Raw genomic sequence first — 22187 nt, 5'->3', positions numbered from 1 at the left:
CTCGCTCCAAGTGGTCTTTGGGAACGGTGAGCCAAAAGCTGAGCCTGCTTCTTCGAAGCGGTCGTACTGCTGGACCCCGGCGCGACGCTGGAGGGAAGTGTATGGCCTTGGCCCGGATAGCGGTCGTAATGGTCAGAGGGATTCGTCGGCTGCCACACGTCTCAGCTTCGTGATGGCAGGGCCGACAGTCCTGACGCCCAATGCTCGAAACCGCTGACAACGGCGAGCAGGCAGGGATCACTGTCGGCTTTCGCGGTTCAACAAGATGTGTTGTGGTTTGGTGGCCTTGGGCGGGAGGCGCACATTGGCTTGGCGAGCGTGGCTACCTGAAAGGACGTTGCGCCCCTGGGAATCTCTCCTTACGGGGGTGGGCTTCGGCGCGGCCGGATTAGTTCTGCGCCTGGTGCTGAGCCAAGCCGCCGGCGAGCCCTATCGGTTCTATCCTTTCTTCCCCGTCCTGATCCTAGCGACGGCGAGCGGCGGCGCCGTGAGCGGCGTCACCTGCCTGGCGATCGCGAGCCTGACGGCTGTGCTGCTGCCGCCGCCATCGGGCGTCGGACCCGTCTGGGCCTTTGTCGGCTTTTGGACCACTGGAGGGCTCGCCATCGCGACCGCCCAAGGACTGGCCGACAGCGTGCGTCTGCTGAAGATCAGTCAGCGGCGCCAGAACGAGGCCCAAGCGCGCCTCGAAACCGTTGTTCGCGAGTTGGCCCATCGCAATCGCAACGCGCTGTTCGTGATCATGGCGATCGTGAGCCAGAGCGCTCGCGCCGCTAGTTCCGCCGCCGAGGCCGAGCGGGTCATCAACGGCCGTTTGCGGGCTCTGCTCCGTGCTCAGGAAGCGCTTCTGGCGACCGATGACGCAGTGGCGGATCTGGGCTCCGTGATCGGGTTGGTTCTCGAGCCCTTCGATCTCGCGAGATTCCGGATCGAGGGGGCCTCGAAATTTCCGCTGGACGGTGACCTGGCGACAGGGCTCGGTCTGTTGTTCCACGAACTGGCGACCAACGCCGTTAAATATGGCGCCTTGTCGGCGCCGGGGGGCGCGGTCATTTTGAACTGGCGGCTGGCGGACGAAAGTGCGCACGTTACCTGGCGCGAGATTGGCGGCCCCAGAGTCGAACCGCCTTCGCGGCACGGGTTCGGCGCCAAGCTCGCTGAAGTTGCGCTCGTGCCGCAAGGCGGAAAGGTGGAGCGCCGCTTCGAAGCGGACGGACTCGTGTGTGAGATTCAGATTCCACCAACAGACCGAAAGGCCGCGGATGCTTTAGGTTCGGAGCTTGTCCGGCGTGCAGAGGAAACTTGAACAGGAAAAACAAAGATCCTGCACGGCGGACGCCTGCAAGGATTTCATGAATCTTTGAGGCAATCGATAGCATTTCCGGACATTGCCGCTGCGCAGCCCACAGCAGCGTTTGATTCCACATAGCTGACATCGCGGCCGCGCCACGAGTCGGTGGGCTTTGACCTCTTGCTGATACTCGGAAGGTCGGCGTTGCGGCCTGCCATTTCTCGCAATGAGCGAATCTAGGCTCTATGCTCGGGGTTGGCTGCGCGAGACCAATTCCAAAATAATTTCACCGTGCTTTTCCGATTTTCGCAGCCTGGCGCGATACGACCCTGAGAGCCCCCGCGGCTCCTCAGAGACAGGTCCGCGACAAGGGGACGAAATGGTTCAGCCGCTGACGAAGCGCCATATCAAGACCGGGGAGCTCTATTCCCGGCGTCCCGAGGTGGAGCAGGAGATTGAAGTCCTCCTTCGGCTGCCCACTGGAACCCGTCTCGCTCGAGCGCGGAACGGCGATCTGAAGTCGCCGGACTCGATGAGCGACGAAGCCCTGCTGTACTTGGTCCGTGACGCCCACCGAAGGGGCGCGGAAGACGAACGCAACGCTCTCATCCGCCCGCTGTTCATCCGGTGCCAAGCGCGCCTGAAGCGGGCCATGCCCGATGGGGTCTACGCGAACGCCAAAAAGCTGCGCGACGACGCGCTGAGCGACTTCTGTGACTTGATGCTCAGCGACGGTTCGGGCGAGATCCCTGATCGACTGGACTATTATGAGGTCAATTTCGCCGATGCGCTCAAGAAGTTGCGCAGCACGGTGCGCCGCGCCGAGGATCGCGACTTCAAACGCAACACCCAGCTTCCCGAGGACGCCGAGTCCGACACCGAAGAGCCCGCTCGAGCGGACGACGTGACGCAACGGGCGAAGGAACTCACGCAGACGCCGGCCCTTCAGGAAAGCGCGCTGAACGCTCAAGATCTCGAGCGGTCGCTGAAGATCCTGACGCCCAACGAACGGGACGCGGTCGTCCTGCAGGCGATGGGCTACAGGATCGACTCCATCAAACCCAAGGAAGCCACTATTGCGCAGAAACTCGGTGTAACGCGCCGGACCATTCAGAACTGGCTGGCGAGCGCTGAAGCGAAACTGCGCGCCCAGGCCAAGGAGGACCAATGATCCAAGCTGCCACCCGCGGGCACGCTCTTGAAGACGTGCTTTACCAATTCACCCTGGCGCATCCCCAGCCGGACGCCGACGACGTCGAGGCTTATGCGCGCGACTATCCGCAGTATGCCCGCGAGCTGACCGAGCTCGCCATCGACCTAGTGATCGAAGCCCGGCTGCGCGCTGTTGAAGACGCCGTCATCACGCGCACGGACGACGACGACATGGCTCTTGAGCGTGCGATCAGCCGTTTTCAGAACGGCCTGTTCGTCCAAACCCAAGAGCCGGCCGCCACCCGGGCGGCGTCCGATGCGCCGGCCCCGATCGACCCTTTCGCAGGTCTGGACAAGGCCGGCATGCGTGCGGTCGCACGGGCGCTGAACGCCAACACCGTCTTTGTCATGAAGCTGCGCGACAGGAGAATCCGTCCGGAGACCATGACGCCAGGTTTTCTTGTCGCCGCGGCCCACGCCCTGAACGCCGCCAACGACGACTTTCGCGACTACGTCGGCGCGCCAAGGGCGATGGCGGGCCGACGACGATACAAATCGGATGTGACGCCCGAGGCGGCGGAGAAGGAAACCTTTGAGGAAGCCGTTCACGGTTCGGGGCTTAGCCCTGAACAAACGGCTTTTCTCCTCGGCTTGTGAGCGGCCGACTTGGATTCCTTCGAACCGGTCCGCGTTGCCGCCCAAGACCTGCACGAGCGTGCGGTGGCGGCCGGAGCCGATCCGTCGAAGCCGCTGGCGCTCATCGATGCCGCAATAGAGCTGCTCGACCTGGAGCTGGTCTGGCTCGCGCCGGATGCTTCGGCCCTGGACGGGGCGCGGGCGCTTTTCGACGAACAGGCTGGCGTCATCATGGCGTCGAACGCGGGGAGCGACGGCGACCGCGCCGTGCTCGTCGGCCATGAGATCGGTCACGCGGCCTTACATGCAGAGTCAGCCGTGTGTCGCGAGCGCGACGTCGATCCCACCCAGAGCCAGGAGGCCGCGCCCGTCGGCCTCCAAAAGGTCGAGGACTACGGCGCCCACGAACGGCGCGAACTCCAGGCCAATGTGTTCGCGCGCGAATTCCTGCTGCCTCGTCCAGCGGCCCGCGATCGTCATCAGGCCGGCGAGGGCGCCCGCGTGGTCTCGACGGCCACCCAGCTTCCGCTGGACCTTGTCCGGCAGCAGATGTTCGACGCCCTGCTGTTGCCGCCGGCCGGCTCGGTCGAAGACGACGTCGTAGCGCCGACCGTCACGGCCGACGCCAGTCAGGACCGGGCGGTCGCCCACCGTGGCTCACCGTTCCTGCTGGAGGCTGGGCCGGGGACCGGCAAAACCCGCACTCTTGTCCGGCGGGTCCAGTCGTTGCTGGACGAGAACGTCGATCCGGCCTCCATCCTTGTCCTGACGTTCTCCAACCGGGCGGCCGGCGAACTCTCAGAGCGCTTGGCGAAAGCGGCGCCACAGGCCGCGGCCCAGATCTGGATCGGCACCTTCCATGGGTTCGGCCTGGATCTCGCGCGGCGGCATCATGAGAAACTCGCTCTCTCGGCGGACCCACCCCTGTTCGACCGCAGTGACGCGATCGCCGTGCTGGAAGAAATCCTGCCGACGTTGGCCTTGGCCCACTACCGCAACCTCTGGGATCCCGAACTCATCCTGCGGGAAATGCTGACTGCGATCTCCAGCGCTAAGGACGAAATGGTGGGGCCCGTGGAGTACCGCCGCCTGTGCGAAGCCATGCGCGAGGCCGCCGGCGAGGATGAAGACGCCCTTCAGGTCGCGGCCAAAGCCCTGGAAGTCGCCCGAGTCTACGAGCTCTACGAGGCGGCGCTTGCGAAAAGCGGTGGGGTGGATTTTGGCGATCTGATCGCCAGACCCACGCGGCTGCTGGAGGCGGATGAGACTGTGCGGACCATGGTCCGCCTCCGGCACCGCCACGTTCTCGTCGACGAATATCAGGACATAAACCGCGCCAGCGCGCGCCTCGTGAAGGCGGTCGCCGGCGATGGCAAGCGCCTCTGGGTGGTGGGCGACGCGCGTCAGTCGATCTATCGCTTCCGCGGTGCCTCTCCGGCGAACATGACCGGCTTCGCTCAAGACTACCCCGGTGCGGTGATCGACCAGTTGGAGGTGAACTACCGCTCGTCCAAGGAGGTGGTGGACACCTTCGTCACCTTCGCCCCGAAGATGAGCGCGTCGCTGGGCATGTTGCCGCTTAAGCTGACCGCGCGTGCCGGCCCGAGCGGTGTCAGCCCTGAACTGCGGGTCTTTCAGACCCAGGACGACGAGACTGAAGGCGTGGCGGCTGCAGTGCGGGAACTGGAGACGGCCGGCGTGCGCCTCCGCGACCAGGCCGTCCTGTGCCGCTCGAACGCGCGCCTCAACGCCATCGCCGCTGGGCTGGAAGCCCGGGGGATACCGGTTCTACACCTGGGAAGCCTGTTCGAGAGAGAAGAGGTGCGGGACCTCTTGGCGCTGCTAAGCCTGGTAGGTGATCCCTTCGGGGCGGGTCTTGTGCGTCTCGCGGCCAAGCCACGGTACTCCATCCCGCTGAACGACGTCTCCAAGCTTGTCGGGGCTTTGGCTGGCGGCGACCGGCCGGCCCTGAAGGCGCTCGCAGACCTCACCAGCCTACCCGAACTTTCTGATGCTGGACGGAGCGGATTGCAGACGCTGGCAGAGGATTGCCGAGGGCTGGCCACGTCGCAATCCGCCTGGGCCGCTGTCGCAGACTACTTGCTGGATCGGACCGGCGAGCTTCGACAGCTCGGCGATACGGTGGCCGAGCGGATGCGGGCCGTTGCGATCTGGCAGTTCCTCAACTTCGTCCGGGAGACGAGCCCCGTCGGATCCGGCGCCCCCATCCAGCGGACCCTAGACCGCGTCCGGCAGCTGGTCCTGCTGAGCGAGGAGCGCGACCTGCGTCAGGTCCCAGCCGCCGCGCTGCACATGGACGCGGTGCGTCTCATGACGGTTCACGGCAGCAAGGGCCTGGAGTTTGAGGCGGTCCACCTGCCAGGTCTGACGGTGGCGGGCTTTCCGAGCTCGAACCGCGGGGAGCGGTGTCCGGCGCCGAGGGGCCTGATCGCGGGCGCCGGCGACGCTGAGCCAAAGGACTTCGCCAAGCAGTCCCACGAAGCCGAAGAGCAGTGCCTCTTCTTCGTCGCCCTGTCGCGGGCGCGCCAGCGGCTGCAACTCTATCGTTCCAGCCGACAGGCAAACGGCTCTAACCGCAGTCCGTCACCCTACCTCACTGTCATCCGCGCTTGCGTCGATGAACGAACCTTGCCGCCGCAGCTCAAGGGGCCGGCCGGCGGCGAGGATGGCCACACGATCGCCGTGACCTGGCCGGCCGACTGGCGCCTGACCGACGCGCGCCTTGAATCCTATGACAGCTGCCCCCGTCGGTTCTTCTACACCCACGTCCTGGGCCTAGGCGGGCGACGGCGGATGACGCCCTTCGGGAAAGCCCACGACTGCCTCCATGAAGCGGTTCGCCTGGTGTCGAAGGCTCGGGCCGCGGGCACGTTCGACCAGGCCGAACTCGACCTCGCGTTTCAGGAGATCTGGGCCCGACGCGGGCCCGTCGGCCACGGCTTCGAGGCCGACTACCGCGCGCTCTGCGCCCGGCTGCTGGACAATCTCGTTCGCGGCGGCGAGGGCCGCACCTTCCGGCCGCCGTCCGACCTGGTGGTCGCCTTCGGCGCCGGCCAGGTGGTGGTCGAGGCCAGCGAGATCATCGAGGCCGCAGGTGGGCAGACCATCATTCGCCGCGTCCGGACCGGCTACAAGCGCAGCGACGAGTACGACAAGCTCGCCTACACGCTCTTCCACCTGGCCGGCGCCGCCGCATTCGGTGCGGGCTATGAGGTCGAGGCCCACCACCTGACCGACGATCAGATGGAGACCGTCGTCATCACCGATCGCAAGCGAGAAGCCCGCCGGGAAATCGGCGAGCGGCTGGTGGCTGGGATCGCCGGCGGCACCTTTCCCGCGGAACCGGACGCCGTGAGCTGTCCGCGCTGCCCGCACTTCTTCATCTGCGCGGCGACGCCCGCCGGGCCGCTCGACCTCAGCTGACGTCGCGGCGACCCGCCTTTCCGATTTTCGGAGGCTGTCGCGATCCACTCTTGAAGGAGATGCCCCGGCAGTTGGGCCGGCCTCCTCAAGGAGCCCACGCGATGAGCGTCGTCGATATCTTCTACCAAGGTGAGCATGGCCGCGAGATCGAGGTCGCCGAGGCCGCCCTCTCCGAGACCCTGGCTGCGCTGAAGGGCCGCCTAGCCGAGCGTCACGGCTACACCGAGGTCCTGGTCTTTGTCGAGGACGAGGACGAGCCGCTGTCGGACGAGATCACCATCGCGGTGATCGTCGAACGCGGCGGCAAGCTGCACTTCCACCACTGCCGCGAGGTCGAGGTGACGGTGGGCTTCGCGGGCAAGCGCCACAGCCGCAAGTTCGCCCCGTCGACCACGGTCGCGCGGGTCAAGGCCTGGGCGGCCGAGGTGTACAACATGACCGCCCACGACGCCGGCGAGCACGTCCTGCAGATCGCTGGCACCCACGACCGGCCCTCGCCGGCCGCGCACATCGGCGCCCTGGCTGGCAAGGTCTGCAAGATCGCCTTCGACCTGGTGGCCGACGAGCGGATCAACGGCGCGCCCGAGGAAAGGGTGGGCCGTTGAGCCCGGACGAACAGGCCCTCCGGGCGGACCTGCGGAAGGCAGCGTTCCGCCTGGGGGTCGCCGATGGGCGGTGGAGGGCCGGTGAGATCGCCTGGCCCTTCGTCCCCGTCGCGATCACCGCCCGCGACGGCCGCGCCTACGGCTTAAGGTTCCGCTGTGACGGCTTCCCGCAGGCGCCGCCGACGGCGCAGCCCTGGGACCTCGAGGGTGGCCACCCGCTGCCCTTCGACCGGTGGCCGCGCAGCCGGGGCGGGCGGCTGGGCGCGGTGTTCCGGCAGGACTGGAAGAACGGCACAGCGCTCTACCTGCCGTGCGACCGCGAAAGCATCGCCGGACACGACGCTTGGCGTGTCCAAACCCCCTCAAAGATCTGGCGGCCGGCCGACGGCCTCGTCCAATACCTGGAGCTCGTTCATGAACTTCTCAATAGCCGGGATTATGCGCCGCCTCTGGGCGCCGCGGCATAAACTCTCCTGTTCCCCCGCCCTTTGGGACCGCCTGCTGGACGCCATGCGCGACCGCGGTGGCGGCCGGCATGAGAGCGGCGCGTTCCTCCTGGGGCTGCGCGATGACGCCGGGCGCGCCCGCATCCAAGAGTTCGTGCTCTACGATGACCTAGACCCCCACAGCCTGGACACTGGGATCGTCCGATTCGACGGGCGCTACTTCAGTGATCTTTGGGCCATCTGCGAGCGTCGCGGCCTTGAGGTCGTCGCCGACGTGCACACCCATCCCGGCGAGTCCTGGCAGAGCGCCTCCGACCAGGCCCACCCGATGATCGCCCGCGACGGCCACCTCGCCCTGATCGTCCCGGACTTCGCCCGGCGCGGCGTTCGGCGCGAGGACGTCGGGGTCTACCGCTACCGCGGCGCGGGCCGCTGGGACGTTATCCCGCTCGCGCAGCGCCGCCGCTTCTTCACCCTTTGCCCGTGAGGCCCGAGATGACCGTCTATGAACCTGCCGACCAGCTCCACCGCCTGGTCAAAGAAGTCCTCGACAGCGGTGCCGCGGAAAGCCTGGAAGCCGCGCAGGCGCTCTTCCGCGGCTTCCGCCTGAACCTGGTTATGGACCCCGCCGCCGCGTCGTCGCGCCATCACCAAGCGGCCCTACTGACCGCGGTCAACTTGGCTCGGCGGGTGTTCCTGGGCGGCGTCACAGTCACCGTGCCGCTGGCCGCGGTCCCCGCCGTCGACATGTCCCTCGGCGCGACCCTCGGCGAGGCCGTCACGCGCCTTGGCGCACGGGCTGCGGTCGGACTCGAGCCCGAGGTTCCGGTGATCCGGATCGGCGGCGCGCCCAGCCCGCGCGGCCGTGGGTTCGAGATGCGCACGCTCTGGTCCGGCTGGTGCGGCGGCGCGGTGCCGGCTTATTCGGACGTCCAGCTCAACGACGAATCGGCCATGCCGCTGGCGCCGATGCTTGCCGCGGCCATGGCCGTGAGCGAAGCCTATTTCCACGTCCGCGGCGGCGCGCCCACCGCCGGCCGTCGTCAGGTGGCCCTGTCGCTTTGGCGGCCCGGCGAGGCAGACGCCTTCGCGGCCGCCGCGGGTCCGGTGCTCGAAAGACTGCCCGACCGCCTCTGGTTGCTGGGCCTGGGACACCTCGGCCAAGCTTACCTCTGGGCGCTCGGCCTGCTGCCCTACCCGAACCCGGACGCCGTGCAGCTGGTGCTGCAGGACATGGACCGCATCACGCCGTCCACCGAGAGCACGTCGGTGCTGTCGGACGCCGCACTTGTCGGGCAGGTGAAGACCCGCGCCATGGCGGCGTGGGCGGAACGGCGCGGCTTCAGCCCACGGATCGTCGAGCGCTACTTCGACGACGGTTTCCAGCGGCGGGACGACGAGCCGGGGGTCGTGTTCTGCGGCCTCGACAATGCACTTGGCCGGCGCGCGCTCGACAAGGTCGGCTTCGACCTCGTCGTGGAGGCGGGCCTCGGCCGCGGGCCGCGGGACTTCCAGTCCATGCGGATCCACACCCTGCCGGCCACGAAGACGGCCGACGAACTGTGGCCCGCCATCGCCGAAGGGGGCGAGGATTTCACCGCACAGGGCGCCTACCAGAAGCTACTGAAGGACGGCCGTCTCGATCAGTGCGGGGTGACGCTGCTGGCCGGAAAGGCCGTGGGTGCCCCCTTCGTCGGCTCCGTGGCCGCGGCCCTAGCGGTCTCCGAGGTATTGCGTCATCTACATGGTGGTTGCATGCATCAATTGATCGATTTGGACCTCACCGCGGTGGGTCATCAACAGACGGTTCTTCAGACGAGGGACTTCTCGGGGTTCAATCCCGGTTACGTCGGCATCGGCTAGGGCGGCAGGATGTCTCCTTGCGGCAATAAGCCCAGTGTCCGCACCTCGCGGGCGCCCGCGCCCGTGGGCCGCTATTGGGTCGGGAGCGCATCCTGGAGGGCGATGCCGACGTTGGCAGACCCCCTCAAACGGCGCCCTATAACTAGAGCTTGGAGGTTTCTTCGTGCTGGTCCTGATATTCGTTGTCTTGGCGATATGCGCCACCATCCTCCTTGCGGCGGGCGCAACGTTCCTTCAGCAGCGGAGCATCGCCTCAAGGCTCGCCCAAATGGAGAGTGCGCTGAAGGCGCTGGAGCCCGCGTTGCGGGCCGAGAGCAAGGCGGGCCGCGACGAGTTGCGCGAAATCCTGGCCGGCCACAATCAAGCGCTTGAAGGGCGCTTGGCCGCCTTCAGCCAAGCCCAGAGCGAGGCGCAGCGGCTGATCGAGGAGCGACTGACGGGGTTTGCGAACAGCCAGGCCGAGCAGATGGCGGCCCTACGTCGCGAAGCCGTGGAGGGGCGGACGGCGCAGGAAAATGCTTTGAAGGAGAGGACCGACGCCTTCGCTGAAACCCAGACTAAGCGCCTAGGCGAGACAAATGCCGCCATGACCGCGCTGGCCGAACGCCTGGAGAAGGCGCAGGGGGAAAGCCGCCAGGCGCTCAAGGAGGCGCTTGAGGCGGTCACCGCCCAGATTAAGGCGATGACCGAGTCCAACGAGAAGCGCCATGACGCGATCCGCGAGGCCTTGACCCAGAGCCTCGAAGCGGTGCGCAAGGACAACGAGACCAAGCTGGAGGCGATGCGCGCGACCGTCGAGGAGAAGCTTCAGGGGACCCTGGAGCAGCGCCTGGGGGAATCCTTCAAGCTCGTCAGCGAGCGCCTGGAGCAGGTGCACAAGGGTCTGGGCGAGATGCAGTTGCTGGCGACCGGCGTGGGAGACCTCAAGCGGGTGCTCACCAACGTGAAGTCCCGCGGTGGCTGGGGCGAGGTTCAGCTTGGTATCCTCTTGGAGGACATGCTGCTGACTGACCAGTATGCGCAGAACGTCCGCATCAAGCCCGACTCTGGGGAGATGGTCGAGTTCGCGGTGCGGCTTCCCGGCAAGGGAGAGGGGCCGCCTGTCTTCCTGCCGATCGACGCCAAGTTTCCGCAAGAGGACTATGATCGCTTGCTGACCGCTCAAGAGGCCGGCGGGGCGGAGGAGGTCGAGAAGGCGGCGGCTGCCTTGGAGCGGGCGATCCGCGCCGAGGCGAAACGAATCAGCGAAAAGTACGTCTGTCCACCCCACTCGACGGATTTCGCGATCATGTACCTTCCGACCGAGGGGCTGTTCGCCGAGGTGATCCGTCGCCCTGGACTCTGCTCGGACATTCAGACCAAGCACCGGGTGATGATGACCGGGCCAACCACGCTGGCCGCACTGCTGAGTAGCCTGCAGATGGGCTTCCGTACGCTCGCCATCGAGAAGCGCTCTAGTGAAGTCTGGCAGGTGCTGAGCGCGGCGAAGACGGAATTCCGCAAGTATGGCGAAGTCTGGGACAAGATTGGACGGCAGCTGGACAGCGCCAAGAAGACCGTGGATGAGGCAGGGCGACGGACACGCGCCGTCGAGCGCAAACTCCGCGATGTAGAAACACTGGAAGCCGCCACCAGCGTTGACGATGTCCTTGGTCTTAGCGCTTCGGCAGCATTCGAGGCAGACGACGAAGGTCTCGATGAAGCCGAAGCCTGATAGGCATACCGTGACCGCCAGATAGGCGACCGGTCTGGTTATCTCGGGCGTTATCCGAAATTCCGGTTCTTGGAGCAAACCAAACTCCAGTATGTCATATCTTTCCGGTTCGCTCGGATGACCGCTTTCGCGGAGGCCCTTTGGCTCAGCAGTGATTGGTCGAGAATACAGCTATGGCGCTATTCGGCATCGCCAGCCTCAGAATCATTTGCCGACGATTGAGCCGGCCGCGGGCTAAGCCCTCGCTGGCGGTTGGGGCCAGACCTCCATCATCCACTTCGTCTGCTCCCCCACAAGCGCCTGAAACCCTTCAAACGCCGCATAGCTGCGGTCGCGTTGGGTCAGCAGGGCGTCGCAGATGCCGGTGAGGGTCAGAGGGGACCGTCCGCCGATCCCGTAGCAGACAGAGCCGTCGGGTTCGACGTGCCGCGTGACCATCTGGGTCACTCCCTGGCTCACGCGGGGCGAAAAGCGATGCTGATACAGGTTGCGGAAATTGCCCGTCGCATCGCGATAGTCCTGCCCGCCGATTGTCTGCAGCCGGGCCTTGAAGCGACCGTACCGACGCCATCCGCGACCAACCTAGTCGGCAGTCTCGAGATAGATTTCGTCGTCTTCCGGGAGGTCATCGACCCAGTCAGGCAGCCGCGCGCGATTGGCCTGATGCGACAGATGGGATGCGGCGAACAGGAACCGGGAGCGGATCACATAGGGCAGGCCCAGACTGACGGTCGCAATGTCGCCGACGATCTCATGTTGGGCCGCCATGATTTGCTGGGCGGTAAGCCCCTCAAGCGCCGACGCCCATGCGCGAAGGCGGTTCTCGTGATGGGTCAGGTCGTTGATGGAGTTGGCGAGCTCGCGTGCAAAATCGTCCAGCATCTGCGAATAGGGCAGGAGCTCGCCGGTCATGGAGTTCGGCAGGGGCGACCAGTTGTACGGCATGAAGCGGCCGTTGAAGGGCGTGGTCTTCAACGCCCTGCGATAGCGGCGATAAAGCTCGATTGTCACGGCTAGAGAACGATCTGGGCCCGGATCACGCGACCGGCGCCTTCGTACAAGCCCCACAACGGACCGGCCTTGGTCAGGCATGGAACCTCCACCTTGGGGTGATGACGCCGCCCGGACCAGGTCAGGGCCGGCCATCCGCTGGCAAGCCTACCCGTGACGATGTCCGCCGGATCTCGCGGGGCGTAGTTCGCGGCGACATCGACCTTCTTCAGAGCGCCCCGCCACGCGAAGTGGAGCCGGTCCGCCTCGACCATGAAGCGCTGGAACGCCGGGCCGGACGGGGGTTTGCCGGCCCAGTTCCCCAGAGCGCCCAGGTGGTTCTGAAAGGCGCTGAAAAGGACCCGGTCGTCGACAATCGCGTCAGATCGGGTGTCGTCCAGATCATTGGTCTCGTCGCACAGGGTTTCGAACAGCCGCTTCGCCGCCTGCTTATCTTCAGGGGAGAATGTCGCGTCCCGCTCCCAGTCGCTGTTCCAGACGCCGTGAAATCGAACCGCGTAGTTGAAATAGTCTGACGCGCCGTTTTCGCTGCCGACCTGGTTCACGAAGATGACGCCGGCGATGAAGGGATGATCGCGCAGAATGCCGACGCGGGGCAGAGCCCCGAGGTCAATGGGACCGTCAAAGGAGTCCCGGGTGTGGGCGAAGAAGTGTTCGCCGAACGAATGTGCTGCGACAGTATAGAGGTGGCCGTTCCGCATCCCGTCCTCATCGACCCATCGCCGCAGCTCCACCGGCCCGCCGTGGAGTCCCAGTCGCGCGAGGGACACAACCAAGAAGGTCGGCTTTCCGCTGTACTGGCCGTACTTCACGTTGCTGCTGATCTTAGCCATGGTCTGGACCACGGCGTCGCTGTGTTCCGCGCCCTCGCCATGCGGGGCCCACTCCGTGTACGCGAACCCTACCCCATTGGCCCTTGCTTGCAGTTCCGCTTCATAACCGGCTTCGAAACCCCGGTTCATGACGTCGTCCACGGCCGCGATCGGATCGACCGGGTTCAGCGTTTTGATCTCCAGCCCGATCGTCGGCGCGGCGATCGTTTCGAAGTCAGGGGTCTTGCCGCGATTGCCGCCCTCCGGCACGGCGCGCAGCTCCACTCCGCGTTCACGCGCGGCCAGGAAGATCAGCGCCTCGCTGTAGGCCTCGAACAGGGCGTTGAACCCGGCATGGTCGCGCTTGCCCTTGTAGTTGCCAAGCTTCTGTCGGATCTTGGAGACTAGGCTCGCGGCGTTCGAGTTCGACGCCGCTGCCGCATCGAGCGCATCCGGGACGACGCGGTGGACCCATTGCGCGCTCATGTTACCCCCTTCGGCGTAGATGTCCTGAAGGTGCGGCAGTATCTCTTCGTAGAGGGTCTTCACGTTCATCCCCAGCGCCCAAGGCCGTGTCTATATGGGGGCTGGTCCATTGGCCGCATCAGGCCGAGACGATTTTTGCAGTCCGGTGTTTCGTCAACGCCGTCACAGACAGGTCTCGTTTCGCCATGACCTATGCGATCGTTCCCGCCACAGAAGATCTCATCGCCGAGATCGAGGTCTGGCTCGATGCGGAAGACGCTGTCTATGAGGTCGCCGAAGCAGCCTGGGCCGAAGCGCCGTTCGATAGCCCGAAGCCCACGCGCGGTTTTCGGTGCAACTGGAACACCGTCAAGAAGACCTGGCGCGAAGACGGCGTGCCGCTGGATGTTCTGGTGAAGGAGGGCGCGACCGTCGGCTTCCTCTGGGGCACGGATATCGTCGAAATCCACCCCGATCATCGGGGGCGCAGCCTCGGAGTTATGCTCTCAGATCACATGCTCCGTCGTGTCTCCGAAGAGGGGTTCTGCATCCTCGAGATCCAGATCGCGCCCCATACCGCCGAGCCTTTCTGGCTGCGGCAGGGTTTTGCGCTGCTAGACGACGATATCCATTTCCGGAACGGTCTGTACGCCTTCAAGGTCATCCCGCGCGACTTACCCCTCGGCGCCGGACCAAAGGTGCCGGTGCAGATCATGTTCCATGACGAGCAGACGGTTCACCTCGGAGGCGAGCCTTTCAGCACCTTCGAAGGTGAGGGAGAGCGTCTGCCCGACGGCTCCATCCAACTCCCGGAGCGGGTGCACGGCTACTCGCCACTGCTGCGCGAGAACACGGACAACCACATCCGCATCGTTGTCGACGGCGAAGAGATCTACTTCGGCCGATCCAAGTACGGGCAGGCGCATGGGACAAAACGAGACCCCGCCGGCAACCACTACATCGACCGTGTTCTACCAGGTTAGCGGTGCCATCTCGAAATGGCGATGCCGCCAGCCGAACAGGGTTCTTGCGCAGCTATCGCTGATCGACACTTCCAACGTCGGCTCTCCGGCCCCGTGTCATTGTCCGCTTGTCGCACCCGGTCGGCGTGAGGTCGGGGGCGCGGGGGAGGGCCGCTTTCGGGATTCGGCCCATCGAATCGAGCTTTGCCGACATTATGTCCGGTTGTCGCACCTGGCGCGTGTGCGTCTGACGGTCGCTCGGATGACGCCTTATGGGACAAATCAGCCGAAAGACCGGGCCGCAAGGGCGCGAGATTTTGGCCCTAGCCAGCCGTTTTGAGCTCCGCCTAAAATAGCGGTGGGCAACAATTTGGGCGTTCGAAATGCCGAGTGGCACAGTCAAGTTTTTCAATGAAGCCAAGGGATTTGGCTTCATCACGCCGGACAATGGCGGGAGCGATGTCTTCGTCCATGTCTCCGCTGTCGAACGCTCGGGCCTCAGCCGCCTGGGCGAAGGCGACCAGGTGGAGTTCGAACTCGAGCAAGATCGCCGAACCGGTAAGCTCAACGCCGTGGACCTGCAGGTCACCGGTTCTGCGCCGGTTTCACGGACGCCATCGGGACGTTCCGGATTTGGTGACCGCGGCTTTGACCGGCGTGATCGCGGCTCGTCCTTTTCACGCTCCGCAGGCGGTGGATCGGATCGCGGTCCGGCCGCTGACGGATCTGGCGTCGTCAAGTGGTTCAACGCCACGAAGGGATTCGGCTTCATCCAACCTGACGACGGGGGCGGCGACGTCTTTGTGCATATCTCGGCGGTCGAGCGCGCCGGCCTGAGCCGCCTCGAGGAGGGTCAGGCCATAGCCTATGACGTCGAGCAGGATCGTCGAACCGGAAAGGCGGCCGCCACAAATCTTCGGCTCCGCTAGGCTTTCATTGCCGGCAATCGCTCGCTTCAGCTCTGGCGGCTCGCCCGATAGCGCCGCTTAAACGTTTGCTCTCAGGACGTCCAACCGATCTTCGCAGACCTGTTTCACGAGCGCCTGGAGCGCCGTGATCCGTTCGCCGAGCCAAGCTAGCTCCTCGGTGGTGATGTTGTAGTGCGGAGAGTAGCGCGCGTCGACGTAGGCGCGGCGCAGCAGTTCGAAGCATCTCTGTTCGAATTTAGCCCTTCGGGGCCAGGCCGCGACAAGCCGAGCGTCCAACTGCTCGGCTTGTGAACGCAGGAAGTTCAGCTTGTGGCTCTTGGGACTGTATAGCGTCAACGTGAGCAAAACACAGTGCCAGAGGCGCTCAGCGGTCTGGTGGAGGAGGAAGGCGGCCAACTTTTGATCGCCGTCTCTGAGGGCGTATCCAGCGTTCCGTTGAAAACCACTGGCGCTTGGAAACCACTCGTCGAAATACCCCTGCGCCTCCTTGAACGCCTCGGCCGGCGACAGGGGCTCGGGACGCACGAACTCATGTCCCGGCGCTTCGTAGAGCGCGATCCCGTCGCGCACGATGTCGACAAAGAACGGGCGGCCGCGCTTTAGCTGGGCGTTCACGTCGGCCACGGTGTGGACGATCAGGCTGACCGGCGCGGTCAGGCGACGGTCGATGGTCATCTCGCGCATGAGATGGTCCTCGGCCTTGGCCCAGTATTCCACCATGTCGGTGAGCCGGTCGTGGTTGACCACGACCAGAAGGTCATAGTCGGATTTGTAGCCGCCGACGGGATCGTCGACCCAATCGCCCCGGGCATAGGAGCCGTAGAGGATCACCTTGAGGATCCGGCCCTGCTTCTTGTGCGCCTGGGCGCCGAGCGCGATGGCGTCCTGGAATTCGGCGAACAGGATCTCGACCACGCGCTGAAGCTCGCGGCGCTTGGCTTCCGGCAGATGGTCGAGCTCAGTCTTCATCGCCTCCCTATGTCCGGCGTTCGAGCCAGGGTTGCAAGCGGCCAGGCGCTTCGCCGGCGCCGAGGGCGGCAGGCGAGGGCGCATCGGGCCTGCGATGGAACAGCACCACGTCGGCCCGCTGCAGCGAGGCCAGGAGATCGTCCAGGGCGGCCCGCTCTGGCGTGCCGGGGCGGTCGGCGTCCCGCAACGCCGGCACGCGCATCATGCCGGCCAGGATGGCGTCCAGGGCGCCGTCGATCTTTTGGGTCAGCATTCCGCGCTCCGTCGGGAACAAACATGGAACGACTTCACACCGTTCACTCAGGCCTGTCCAGAACCGATCGGCGCCATGCCCACAGCCGGGGCGAGCGGCTTTCCCAGGCAGATGCTGACCGTGATCGCCCAGGCCGAGGCGTCCAGGACGGAGCGGCGGACTGGCCATACCAGAGTCGCGGTCGGAACGGATGTCGGAGCTTTGCGAGGTTTCCGGTTGGCCTTACCCACAATGAGCCGGCTGCTGGGCGGTCGGGCGCGGTGTCGCATCCCAACAAGCTTGGCCCGACTGCTATTTGCGACTGATTCAGGCTCGCATCTGTGGTTTTGAAGCCTGACGATCGAGAGTAGGCGGGTGAAACGCAGCGGGATACATGGCGGTCAGGGGCCGCATCCGATCGACGTGCTTGTCGGCCTGCGGGTGCGCCTGCGGCGCAAGGAACTGGGGATGACCCAGGACCAGCTCGCCCAGGAAATCGGGGTCTCGTTCCAGCAGATTCAGAAATACGAGCGCGGCGCCAACCGCCTTAGCGCATCGATGCTGTTCGAGGTCGCCAGGGCCTTGGATGTTCCCGTTCAATGGTTCTTCGAGGGCGCGCCGGTCGCTGAGCCGGGATCGGCCGGCGACCATCCCGCCCTGGAATTTCTGATGAGCGATGAAGGCGGCGAAATCCTGGATCTGTTCCCCCGGATCGAGAATAGGGCCCTGCGCCGGCGTCTGCTGCAGCTTCTGCGCCACCTCGCGCGCTGACCGCGCAGGCCGGCGTCTATCCCTTGGCGATGGTCAGGGCGCCTGGCCGAAGAGACCGGATAGCAGCAGGCCTCTGAGCGCCTCCTCCTGGTAAGGCTTGTCCAGGGTCGGCACATGGGCGAACGCCTGATCGAGGCCCGCCCGCCCATAGCCGGTGCAGAAGACGAACGGCACACCCCTGGCCTTGAGGCGTTCGGCCGCCGGATAGACCCTCTCGCCGCCCAGGTTCACGTCGAGGACCGCGCCGTCGATGGCAAGTTCGTCGGCTAAGGCGACGGCGCGCTTAAGCGTGCCGGCGACACCCGCCACGACGCAGCCGAACCCGTCCAGCATGTCCTCGAGGGTGAGGGCGATCAGCGCCTCGTCTTCGACCACCAGCAGCCGAAGGCCGTTCAGCCTGGATGGCATCTGGTTTTCCCCGAGCGTCGCCCACAATATGCAGCAGGCCCTATCTGGCAGTTGTATTTGGACTTGTCTTCGCGTGTCCAGCCTTGATGTGACCTTCCCTAGTGAATGTCACAAATGATGCGGCATTGGGCGCCTTTTGGACGGCGACCCGCCTACGGCCGTCGATGGAATGCAGCTGCGGCGCTGGCTCGGCCTTTTGGAGGCGGCGGGATGGCTTTGCGCCATCTGCGCGATCGCCTAGCCGTCTGTGCGATCGGCGCGCTGGGCGCCTTGCCGGCGGCGTGAACGCACAGATCTTTCGGCCATGAACCCGACCAGGATCCTCTGGGGCCAGGTGCTCGTCGTCTTGGGCGTGGTGCTGCTGGGCGTCTGGGCGGCGAGCGAATGGACGGCGGCGAAGCTGGCCTTCCAGCCTGAACTGGGCTCCGCCTGGTTTCATGTCGGGCGCTGGCCGGTCTATGCCCCGCCCGCCTTCTTCTGGTGGTGGTACGCCTTCGACGCCTATGCCCGGCCGATCTTCTATCAGGGCGCGGTCATCGTTCTGGCGGCCTGCTTTGGTTCCGTGGCGGTCGCGATCGGGATGTCGGTCTGGCGGGCGCGGGAGGCGCGCGAGGCCTTCACCTATGGCTCCGCGCGCTGGGCGCGGCTGGCCGAGGTCGCCTCGGCCAGCCTTCTGGGCGAGGACGGCGTCGTGCTTGGGCGGCTGGCCGGGCGCTATCTCCGCCATGACGGGCCCGAGCACGTACTCTGTTTCGCGCCGACTAGGAGCGGCAAGGGCGTGGGGCTGGTGGCGCCGACCCTCCTGACCTGGCCGGGCGGCGCCATCGTGCACGACATCAAGGGCGAGAACTTCGCCCTGACCGCCGGCTGGCGAGCCCGGTTCGGGCGCGTGGTGCGCTTCGATCCGACCGATCCGGCCTGCGACGCCTACAATCCCCTGCTGGAGGTTCGGCGCGGCGCCTCGGAGGTGCGTGACGTGCAGAACATCGCCGACATCCTGGTCGATCCGGAAGGGGCGCTGGAGAAGCGCAACCACTGGGAGAAGACCGCGCACAGTCTTCTGGTGGGCGTCATCCTGCATGTGCTCTATGCCGGGCCGAACAAGACCCTGGCCGGCGTTGCGGAATTTCTGTCCGATCCGGAAAGGCCGATCGAGAGAGCCCTGCGCGTGATGATGACCACCCCGCACCTGGGGGATCGGCCACATCCGGTGGTCGCCGCGGCGGCTCGTGAACTCATGAACAAGGCCGATAACGAGCGCTCGGGCGTGCTCTCCACGGCCATGTCGTTTCTGGGCCTCTACCGCGATCCGGTGGTGGCGGCGGCCACCGCGCGCTGCGACTGGCGCATCGCCGATCTGATCGAGGCGACAAGGCCGGTCTCGCTCTATCTGGTGGTCCCGCCGTCGGACATCAGCCGCACCAAGCCCCTGGTGCGGCTGATCCTCAATCAGGTGGGGCGCAGGCTGACCGAGCAACTGGACAATCCGCGCCGCCGGCGGCGCCTGCTGTTCCTGCTCGACGAGTTTCCCGCGCTCGGCCGGCTCGACTTCTTCGAAAGCGCGCTGGCCTTCATGGCCAGCTATGGGCTCAAAGCCTTCCTGATCGCCCAGTCGCTGAACCAGATCGAGAAAGCCTATGGGCCGTCCAATGCGATTTTGGACAATTGCCATGTCCGGGTCAGTTTCGCGACCAATGACGAGCGCACCGCCAAGCGGGTCAGCGACGCCTTGGGGACGGCCACCGAGATTCGTGACGCCAAGAACTATGCCGGCAACCGGCTCTCGCCCTGGCTCGGCCATCTGATGGTCTCGCGGCAGGAGACCGCCCGGCCGCTGCTCACCCCCGGCGAGGTGATGCAGCTGCCGCCCACCGACGCCCTGGTGCTGGTCGCAGGGCTCCCGCCGATCCGGGCGAAGAAGGCGCGGTACTATGAGGATCCGGTTCTGCGGCGGCGCGTCTTGCCGCCGCCCGAAGCGCGGACGGGCGGGGCCGGCAAGGCCGCGGCGCGCGACCTGGGCTGCTGGGGCAGGGCGGAGCCCGTGGCCGCGTCTGTTGGCGGGGCGGCCGGGAAGGAGACAGGGGTGGCGGCCGTAGCCTCGGACCCCGCCAATGGCGGCATCCGGCGGGAGCCGGAGTTACCGCTGCACGAGGCTGTCGACCCGCCGGTGCGCGCGCAGGAGCCGCAGGTCGAGGCGGCGGAGGAGGCTGATGACGAGGCCGCCGTGCGGGAGCGCGTCATGGCCCGGCGGGCGCGGCGCCTGGCGCGCCAGGCGAGCCTGGACCCCGACGATGGCCTGGGGCTCTGAAGGCCTTGAAGGTCCGCCTGAACCTCTATTGCGAAGCCAAGCTGGCGCAGGGGTTGGACGAGCTTGCCGCCCGGCGGCGCTTGCCCAAGTCGGCGATCGTCGAGGCGGCGATCGCCTCCTTCCTGTCGCCCGACGGCGCCGATCGGCGCGACGCCGCCTTCACCCGCCGGCTCGACCGGATCTCACGCCAGTTGGAGCGGCTGGAGCGGGACCAGACCATCATGGTCGAAGCCTTCGCCCTCTATGTCGGGGCCTGGCTCGCCGCCAATCCGCCGGTTCCGGCCAGCCAGAGGGCGGCCTCGGAAGCGCAAGGGCGCGCCCGCTATGAACGCTTCCTCGAGCGGCTCGGCCGGCGCTACCAGCAGGGCCGGCGCATCGCCGACGAAATCCTCGCTGACCGCATCGCCTGGGGCGCGGTTCCAGGGAAGGCCGACGAGGGTGAGGCCGGCGAAGGCTGAACCCGCCGTTGTGCGCGCCTTCCTACGCCAGAGCCCTACGCCCCCGTCGATCTTGTTGATCGCGCCGTAAAAGGCCGCTTCTTGATCGACCCCGAGAAGGACCCGCGCGAAGGGCGCGGTCCACGAGATGCGGGGTCAGGCGGTGAACGCGCTCGCCCAGAGGTCCGAGAGCCAGGCCCGCGGCGCGCGCATGCTGCGCACCGCCTTGGGGCCGGTGATCGCCCGGCTGCTGGACGATCCGGGCGTGACCGAGGTGATGCTCAATCCCGATGGCCGGCTCTGGCTCGACCGGCTCGCTGGCGGGCTGGAGGAAGTGGGGTTGCGCATCGCACCGGCCGACGCCGAGCGCATCGTGCGCCTGGTGGCCCACCACGTCGGGGCCGAGGCGCACGCCGGACGGCCGCGTGTGTCGGCCGAACTGCCAGGCTCCGGCGAACGCTTCGAAGGGCTCCTGCCGCCGGTGGTCACGGCGCCGTGCTTTTCCATTCGCCGGCCCGCCAGCGCGGTCTTCACTTTGGACGACTATGTCGCCGCGGGCGTGATGGGCGAGGGTCAGGCGAAGCGCCTGGCCGCGGCGGTGCTCCAGCGCCGCAACATCCTGGTCGCCGGCGGGACCTCCACCGGCAAGACCACCCTGGTCAATGCGCTCCTGGCCGAGGTCGCCCGGACGGGCGACCGGGTGGTGATGATCGAGGACACCCGCGAGCTCAACTGCGCGGCGGAGAACCTCGTCTCGCTCAGGACCCGGGACGGCGCCGCCAGCCTCACCGACCTGGTCCGCTCGGCCCTGCGCCTTCGCCCCGACCGCATCCCCATCGGCGAGGTGAGGGGCGGGGAGGCGCTCGACCTGATCAAGGCCTGGGGCACCGGCCATCCCGGCGGCGTCGGCACCCTGCACGCCGGCAGCGCCTTGGGCGCCCTGCATCGGCTGGAGCAGCTGACCCAGGAGGTCGTGTTGACCCCGCCCCGCGCCCTGATCGCCGAGACCATCGACCTGATCGCGGTGATGGCCGGCCGCGGCGAGGCTCGGCGCCTGGCTGAACTCGCCGAGGTCGAGGGCCTCTCGGCCGCCGGCGCCTACCAGCTCCGATTTCATTCAAAGCCCCCGTCAGGAGACCTGTCATGACCCGCCGTTCCCGCCGCCTGGCCGCTTGCGCCTCTTTCGCCGTCTTGGCCGTGACCGCAGCGCCCGCCCTCGCCAAGGGCTCGGACATGCCCTGGGAGGCGCCGCTGCAGTCGATCCTGGATTCGGTGCAGGGGCCGGTGGCCAAGATCGTGGCGGTGATCATCATCACCGTCACCGGCCTGACCCTGGCCTTCGGCGACACCTCCGGCGGCTTTCGCCGGCTGATCCAGATCGTCTTCGGCCTTTCGATCGCCTTCGCCGCCTCCTCCTTCTTCCTCTCCTTCTTCTCCTTCGGCGGCGGGGCCCTGGTCTGATGGACGGGGCTGAGGAACCGGTCCCGGGCTTCTACGCCCCTTTGCGGCGCGCCCTGACCGAGCCGATCCTGATGGGCGGGGCGCCCAGGGCTGTGGCCATTCTGAACGGCACCTTGGCCGCGGCCTTAGGGCTGGGCCTTCGCCTCTGGCTGGCGGGCGCCCTGCTCTGGGCGATCGGCCATGCCGCCGCCGTCTGGGCCGCAAGGCGCGATCCGGCCTTCGTCGAGACCGTGCGCCGCCACCTTCGCTATCCCGCCTATCTCAGGTGATC

General features: G+C 66.4%; 23 protein-coding genes and 1 pseudogene. 18 read left to right on the top strand and 6 right to left on the bottom strand.

The genetic code is table 11. The features are described from left to right. Nucleotides 1–367 precede the first annotated feature (367 nt). The 9 genes from KCG34_RS10015 to KCG34_RS09975 all read left to right on the top strand — a co-directional run bounded on the left by KCG34_RS10015 (nt 368) and on the right by KCG34_RS09975 (nt 11151). Nucleotides 368–1306, top strand: a complete 939-nt coding sequence (locus KCG34_RS10015; RefSeq protein ID WP_211940219.1) for a sensor histidine kinase — start codon at nt 368–370, stop codon at nt 1304–1306. 364 nt (nt 1307–1670) lie between these two features. Then, nucleotides 1671–2462 (top strand): sigma-70 RNA polymerase sigma factor region 4 domain-containing protein, encoded by a 792-nt coding sequence (locus tag KCG34_RS10010; protein WP_211940218.1) that lies wholly within the window; start codon nt 1671–1673, stop codon nt 2460–2462. Further along, nucleotides 2459–3100: a hypothetical protein gene (locus KCG34_RS10005; RefSeq protein ID WP_211940217.1), complete on the top strand. Its 642-nt coding sequence runs from the start codon at nt 2459–2461 to the stop codon at nt 3098–3100. The genes KCG34_RS10010 and KCG34_RS10005 overlap by 4 nt, the downstream gene beginning before the upstream one ends. Before the next feature lie 9 nt (nt 3101–3109). Next, on the top strand, nt 3110–6523 hold the full coding sequence (locus KCG34_RS10000) for an ATP-dependent helicase (protein WP_211940216.1): 3414 nt from the start codon (nt 3110–3112) through the stop codon (nt 6521–6523). A gap of 101 nt (nt 6524–6624) precedes the next feature. Further along, entirely contained in the window at nt 6625–7128 is a 504-nt protein-coding gene (locus KCG34_RS09995) for a hypothetical protein (RefSeq protein WP_211940215.1), read from the top strand. After that, nucleotides 7125–7595, top strand: coding sequence for a DUF7665 family protein (locus KCG34_RS09990; protein WP_211940214.1), 471 nt, complete (start codon nt 7125–7127; stop codon nt 7593–7595). The genes KCG34_RS09995 and KCG34_RS09990 overlap by 4 nt, the downstream gene beginning before the upstream one ends. Nucleotides 7596–7638: 43 nt before the next feature. Further along, nucleotides 7639–8061, top strand: coding sequence for an MPN domain-containing protein (locus KCG34_RS09985; protein WP_211940213.1), 423 nt, complete (start codon nt 7639–7641; stop codon nt 8059–8061). Nucleotides 8062–8069: 8 nt separating this feature from the next. Continuing rightward, the gene (locus KCG34_RS09980; RefSeq protein ID WP_211940212.1) at nt 8070–9437 is read left to right on the top strand and encodes a BilD N-terminal domain-containing protein; all 1368 of its coding nucleotides are present in this window, start codon (nt 8070–8072) and stop codon (nt 9435–9437) included. 163 nt (nt 9438–9600) lie between these two features. After that, nucleotides 9601–11151, top strand: coding sequence for a DNA recombination protein RmuC (locus tag KCG34_RS09975; protein ID WP_211940211.1), 1551 nt, complete (start codon nt 9601–9603; stop codon nt 11149–11151). A 234-nt stretch (nt 11152–11385) separates the two neighbouring features. Here KCG34_RS09975 and KCG34_RS09970 read toward each other — a convergent pair whose 3' ends face one another. The 3 genes from KCG34_RS09970 to KCG34_RS09960 form a co-directional block, all read right to left on the bottom strand. Then, entirely contained in the window at nt 11386–11598 is a 213-nt protein-coding gene (locus KCG34_RS09970) for a hypothetical protein (protein ID WP_211940210.1), read from the bottom strand. A gap of 135 nt (nt 11599–11733) precedes the next feature. Then, the gene (locus KCG34_RS09965; protein ID WP_211940209.1) at nt 11734–12162 is read right to left on the bottom strand and encodes a hypothetical protein; all 429 of its coding nucleotides are present in this window, start codon (nt 12160–12162) and stop codon (nt 11734–11736) included. A 2-nt stretch (nt 12163–12164) separates the two neighbouring features. Then, nucleotides 12165–13529, bottom strand: a complete 1365-nt coding sequence (locus tag KCG34_RS09960; RefSeq protein WP_211940208.1) for a hypothetical protein — start codon at nt 13527–13529, stop codon at nt 12165–12167. 116 nt (nt 13530–13645) lie between these two features. Between KCG34_RS09960 and KCG34_RS09955 the strand changes: the two genes are divergently transcribed. The 3 genes and pseudogenes from KCG34_RS09955 (at nt 13646) to KCG34_RS26215 (ending at nt 15330) form a co-directional block, all read left to right on the top strand. Next, entirely contained in the window at nt 13646–14422 is a 777-nt protein-coding gene (locus KCG34_RS09955; RefSeq protein WP_211940207.1) for a GNAT family N-acetyltransferase, read from the top strand. A gap of 362 nt (nt 14423–14784) precedes the next feature. Next, a pseudogene (locus KCG34_RS25840) lies at nt 14785–14925 on the top strand (cold-shock protein); the annotation flags it as partial. After that, nucleotides 14926–15330 carry a cold-shock protein gene (locus tag KCG34_RS26215; RefSeq protein WP_376788218.1) on the top strand — a complete coding sequence of 135 codons (405 nt, stop codon included), beginning with the start codon at nt 14926–14928 and terminating at the stop codon, nt 15328–15330. 57 nt (nt 15331–15387) lie between these two features. Here KCG34_RS26215 and KCG34_RS09945 read toward each other — a convergent pair whose 3' ends face one another. Both KCG34_RS09945 and KCG34_RS09940 read right to left on the bottom strand, forming a co-directional pair. Then, nucleotides 15388–16245 carry a HEPN domain-containing protein gene (locus KCG34_RS09945; RefSeq protein ID WP_367576026.1) on the bottom strand — a complete coding sequence of 286 codons (858 nt, stop codon included), beginning with the start codon at nt 16243–16245 and terminating at the stop codon, nt 15388–15390. 61 nt (nt 16246–16306) lie between these two features. Beyond that, entirely contained in the window at nt 16307–16552 is a 246-nt protein-coding gene (locus KCG34_RS09940) for a hypothetical protein (protein ID WP_211940204.1), read from the bottom strand. A gap of 354 nt (nt 16553–16906) precedes the next feature. Here KCG34_RS09940 and KCG34_RS09935 point away from each other — a divergent pair, with 354 nt between their 5' ends. Continuing rightward, nucleotides 16907–17302 carry a type II toxin-antitoxin system RelB family anti-toxin gene (locus KCG34_RS09935; protein ID WP_249138283.1) on the top strand — a complete coding sequence of 132 codons (396 nt, stop codon included), beginning with the start codon at nt 16907–16909 and terminating at the stop codon, nt 17300–17302. A 33-nt stretch (nt 17303–17335) separates the two neighbouring features. Here the strand turns inward: KCG34_RS09935 and KCG34_RS09930 are convergent, their stop codons facing one another. Next, the gene (locus tag KCG34_RS09930; protein ID WP_211940203.1) at nt 17336–17710 is read right to left on the bottom strand and encodes a response regulator; all 375 of its coding nucleotides are present in this window, start codon (nt 17708–17710) and stop codon (nt 17336–17338) included. 304 nt (nt 17711–18014) lie between these two features. Here KCG34_RS09930 and KCG34_RS09925 point away from each other — a divergent pair, with 304 nt between their 5' ends. The 5 genes from KCG34_RS09925 (at nt 18015) to KCG34_RS09905 (ending at nt 22185) form a co-directional block, all read left to right on the top strand. Beyond that, nucleotides 18015–20018 (top strand): conjugal transfer protein TraG, encoded by a 2004-nt coding sequence (locus tag KCG34_RS09925; protein WP_211940202.1) that lies wholly within the window; start codon nt 18015–18017, stop codon nt 20016–20018. A gap of 5 nt (nt 20019–20023) precedes the next feature. Beyond that, nucleotides 20024–20476 carry a ribbon-helix-helix protein, CopG family gene (locus KCG34_RS09920; RefSeq protein ID WP_211940201.1) on the top strand — a complete coding sequence of 151 codons (453 nt, stop codon included), beginning with the start codon at nt 20024–20026 and terminating at the stop codon, nt 20474–20476. Nucleotides 20477–20666: 190 nt separating this feature from the next. Beyond that, a complete protein-coding gene (trbB, locus tag KCG34_RS09915) occupies nt 20667–21602 on the top strand; it encodes a P-type conjugative transfer ATPase TrbB (protein WP_211940773.1) in 936 nt (311 codons plus the stop codon). Continuing rightward, nucleotides 21599–21916 carry a TrbC/VirB2 family type IV secretion system protein gene (locus KCG34_RS09910; protein ID WP_211940200.1) on the top strand — a complete coding sequence of 106 codons (318 nt, stop codon included), beginning with the start codon at nt 21599–21601 and terminating at the stop codon, nt 21914–21916. The genes trbB and KCG34_RS09910 overlap by 4 nt, the downstream gene beginning before the upstream one ends. Next, nucleotides 21916–22185 carry a VirB3 family type IV secretion system protein gene (locus KCG34_RS09905; protein ID WP_211940199.1) on the top strand — a complete coding sequence of 90 codons (270 nt, stop codon included), beginning with the start codon at nt 21916–21918 and terminating at the stop codon, nt 22183–22185. Before KCG34_RS09910 ends, KCG34_RS09905 begins: the two co-directional genes overlap by 1 nt. Nucleotides 22186–22187: the final 2 nt, after the last annotated feature.

The sequence above is a fragment of the Phenylobacterium montanum genome, assembly GCF_018135625.1.
Lineage (GTDB): Bacteria > Pseudomonadota > Alphaproteobacteria > Caulobacterales > Caulobacteraceae > Poindextera > Poindextera montana.
Note: the sequence above shows the minus strand (reverse complement) of the source record. Positions and strands in the feature narration are given on the sequence as shown.

Bases quoted from the DNA above. Each gene is read 5' to 3' on its own strand.
- KCG34_RS10010 (WP_211940218.1), top strand. From the start codon at position 1,671: ATGGTTCAGCCGCTGACGAAGCGCCATATCAAGACCGGGGAGCTCTAT.
- KCG34_RS10005 (WP_211940217.1), top strand. From the start codon at position 2,459: ATGATCCAAGCTGCCACCCGCGGGCACGCTCTTGAAGACGTGCTTTAC.
- KCG34_RS09995 (WP_211940215.1), top strand. From the start codon at position 6,625: ATGAGCGTCGTCGATATCTTCTACCAAGGTGAGCATGGCCGCGAGATC.
- KCG34_RS09985 (WP_211940213.1), top strand. From the start codon at position 7,639: ATGCGCGACCGCGGTGGCGGCCGGCATGAGAGCGGCGCGTTCCTCCTG.
- KCG34_RS09980 (WP_211940212.1), top strand. From the start codon at position 8,070: ATGACCGTCTATGAACCTGCCGACCAGCTCCACCGCCTGGTCAAAGAA.
- KCG34_RS09960 (WP_211940208.1), bottom strand. From the start codon at position 13,529: ATGAACGTGAAGACCCTCTACGAAGAGATACTGCCGCACCTTCAGGAC.
- KCG34_RS09955 (WP_211940207.1), top strand. From the start codon at position 13,646: ATGACCTATGCGATCGTTCCCGCCACAGAAGATCTCATCGCCGAGATC.
- KCG34_RS09940 (WP_211940204.1), bottom strand. From the start codon at position 16,552: ATGCTGACCCAAAAGATCGACGGCGCCCTGGACGCCATCCTGGCCGGC.
- KCG34_RS09930 (WP_211940203.1), bottom strand. From the start codon at position 17,710: ATGCCATCCAGGCTGAACGGCCTTCGGCTGCTGGTGGTCGAAGACGAG.
- KCG34_RS09925 (WP_211940202.1), top strand. From the start codon at position 18,015: ATGAACCCGACCAGGATCCTCTGGGGCCAGGTGCTCGTCGTCTTGGGC.
- trbB (WP_211940773.1), top strand. From the start codon at position 20,667: ATGCTGCGCACCGCCTTGGGGCCGGTGATCGCCCGGCTGCTGGACGAT.
- KCG34_RS09910 (WP_211940200.1), top strand. From the start codon at position 21,599: ATGACCCGCCGTTCCCGCCGCCTGGCCGCTTGCGCCTCTTTCGCCGTC.
- KCG34_RS09905 (WP_211940199.1), top strand. From the start codon at position 21,916: ATGGACGGGGCTGAGGAACCGGTCCCGGGCTTCTACGCCCCTTTGCGG.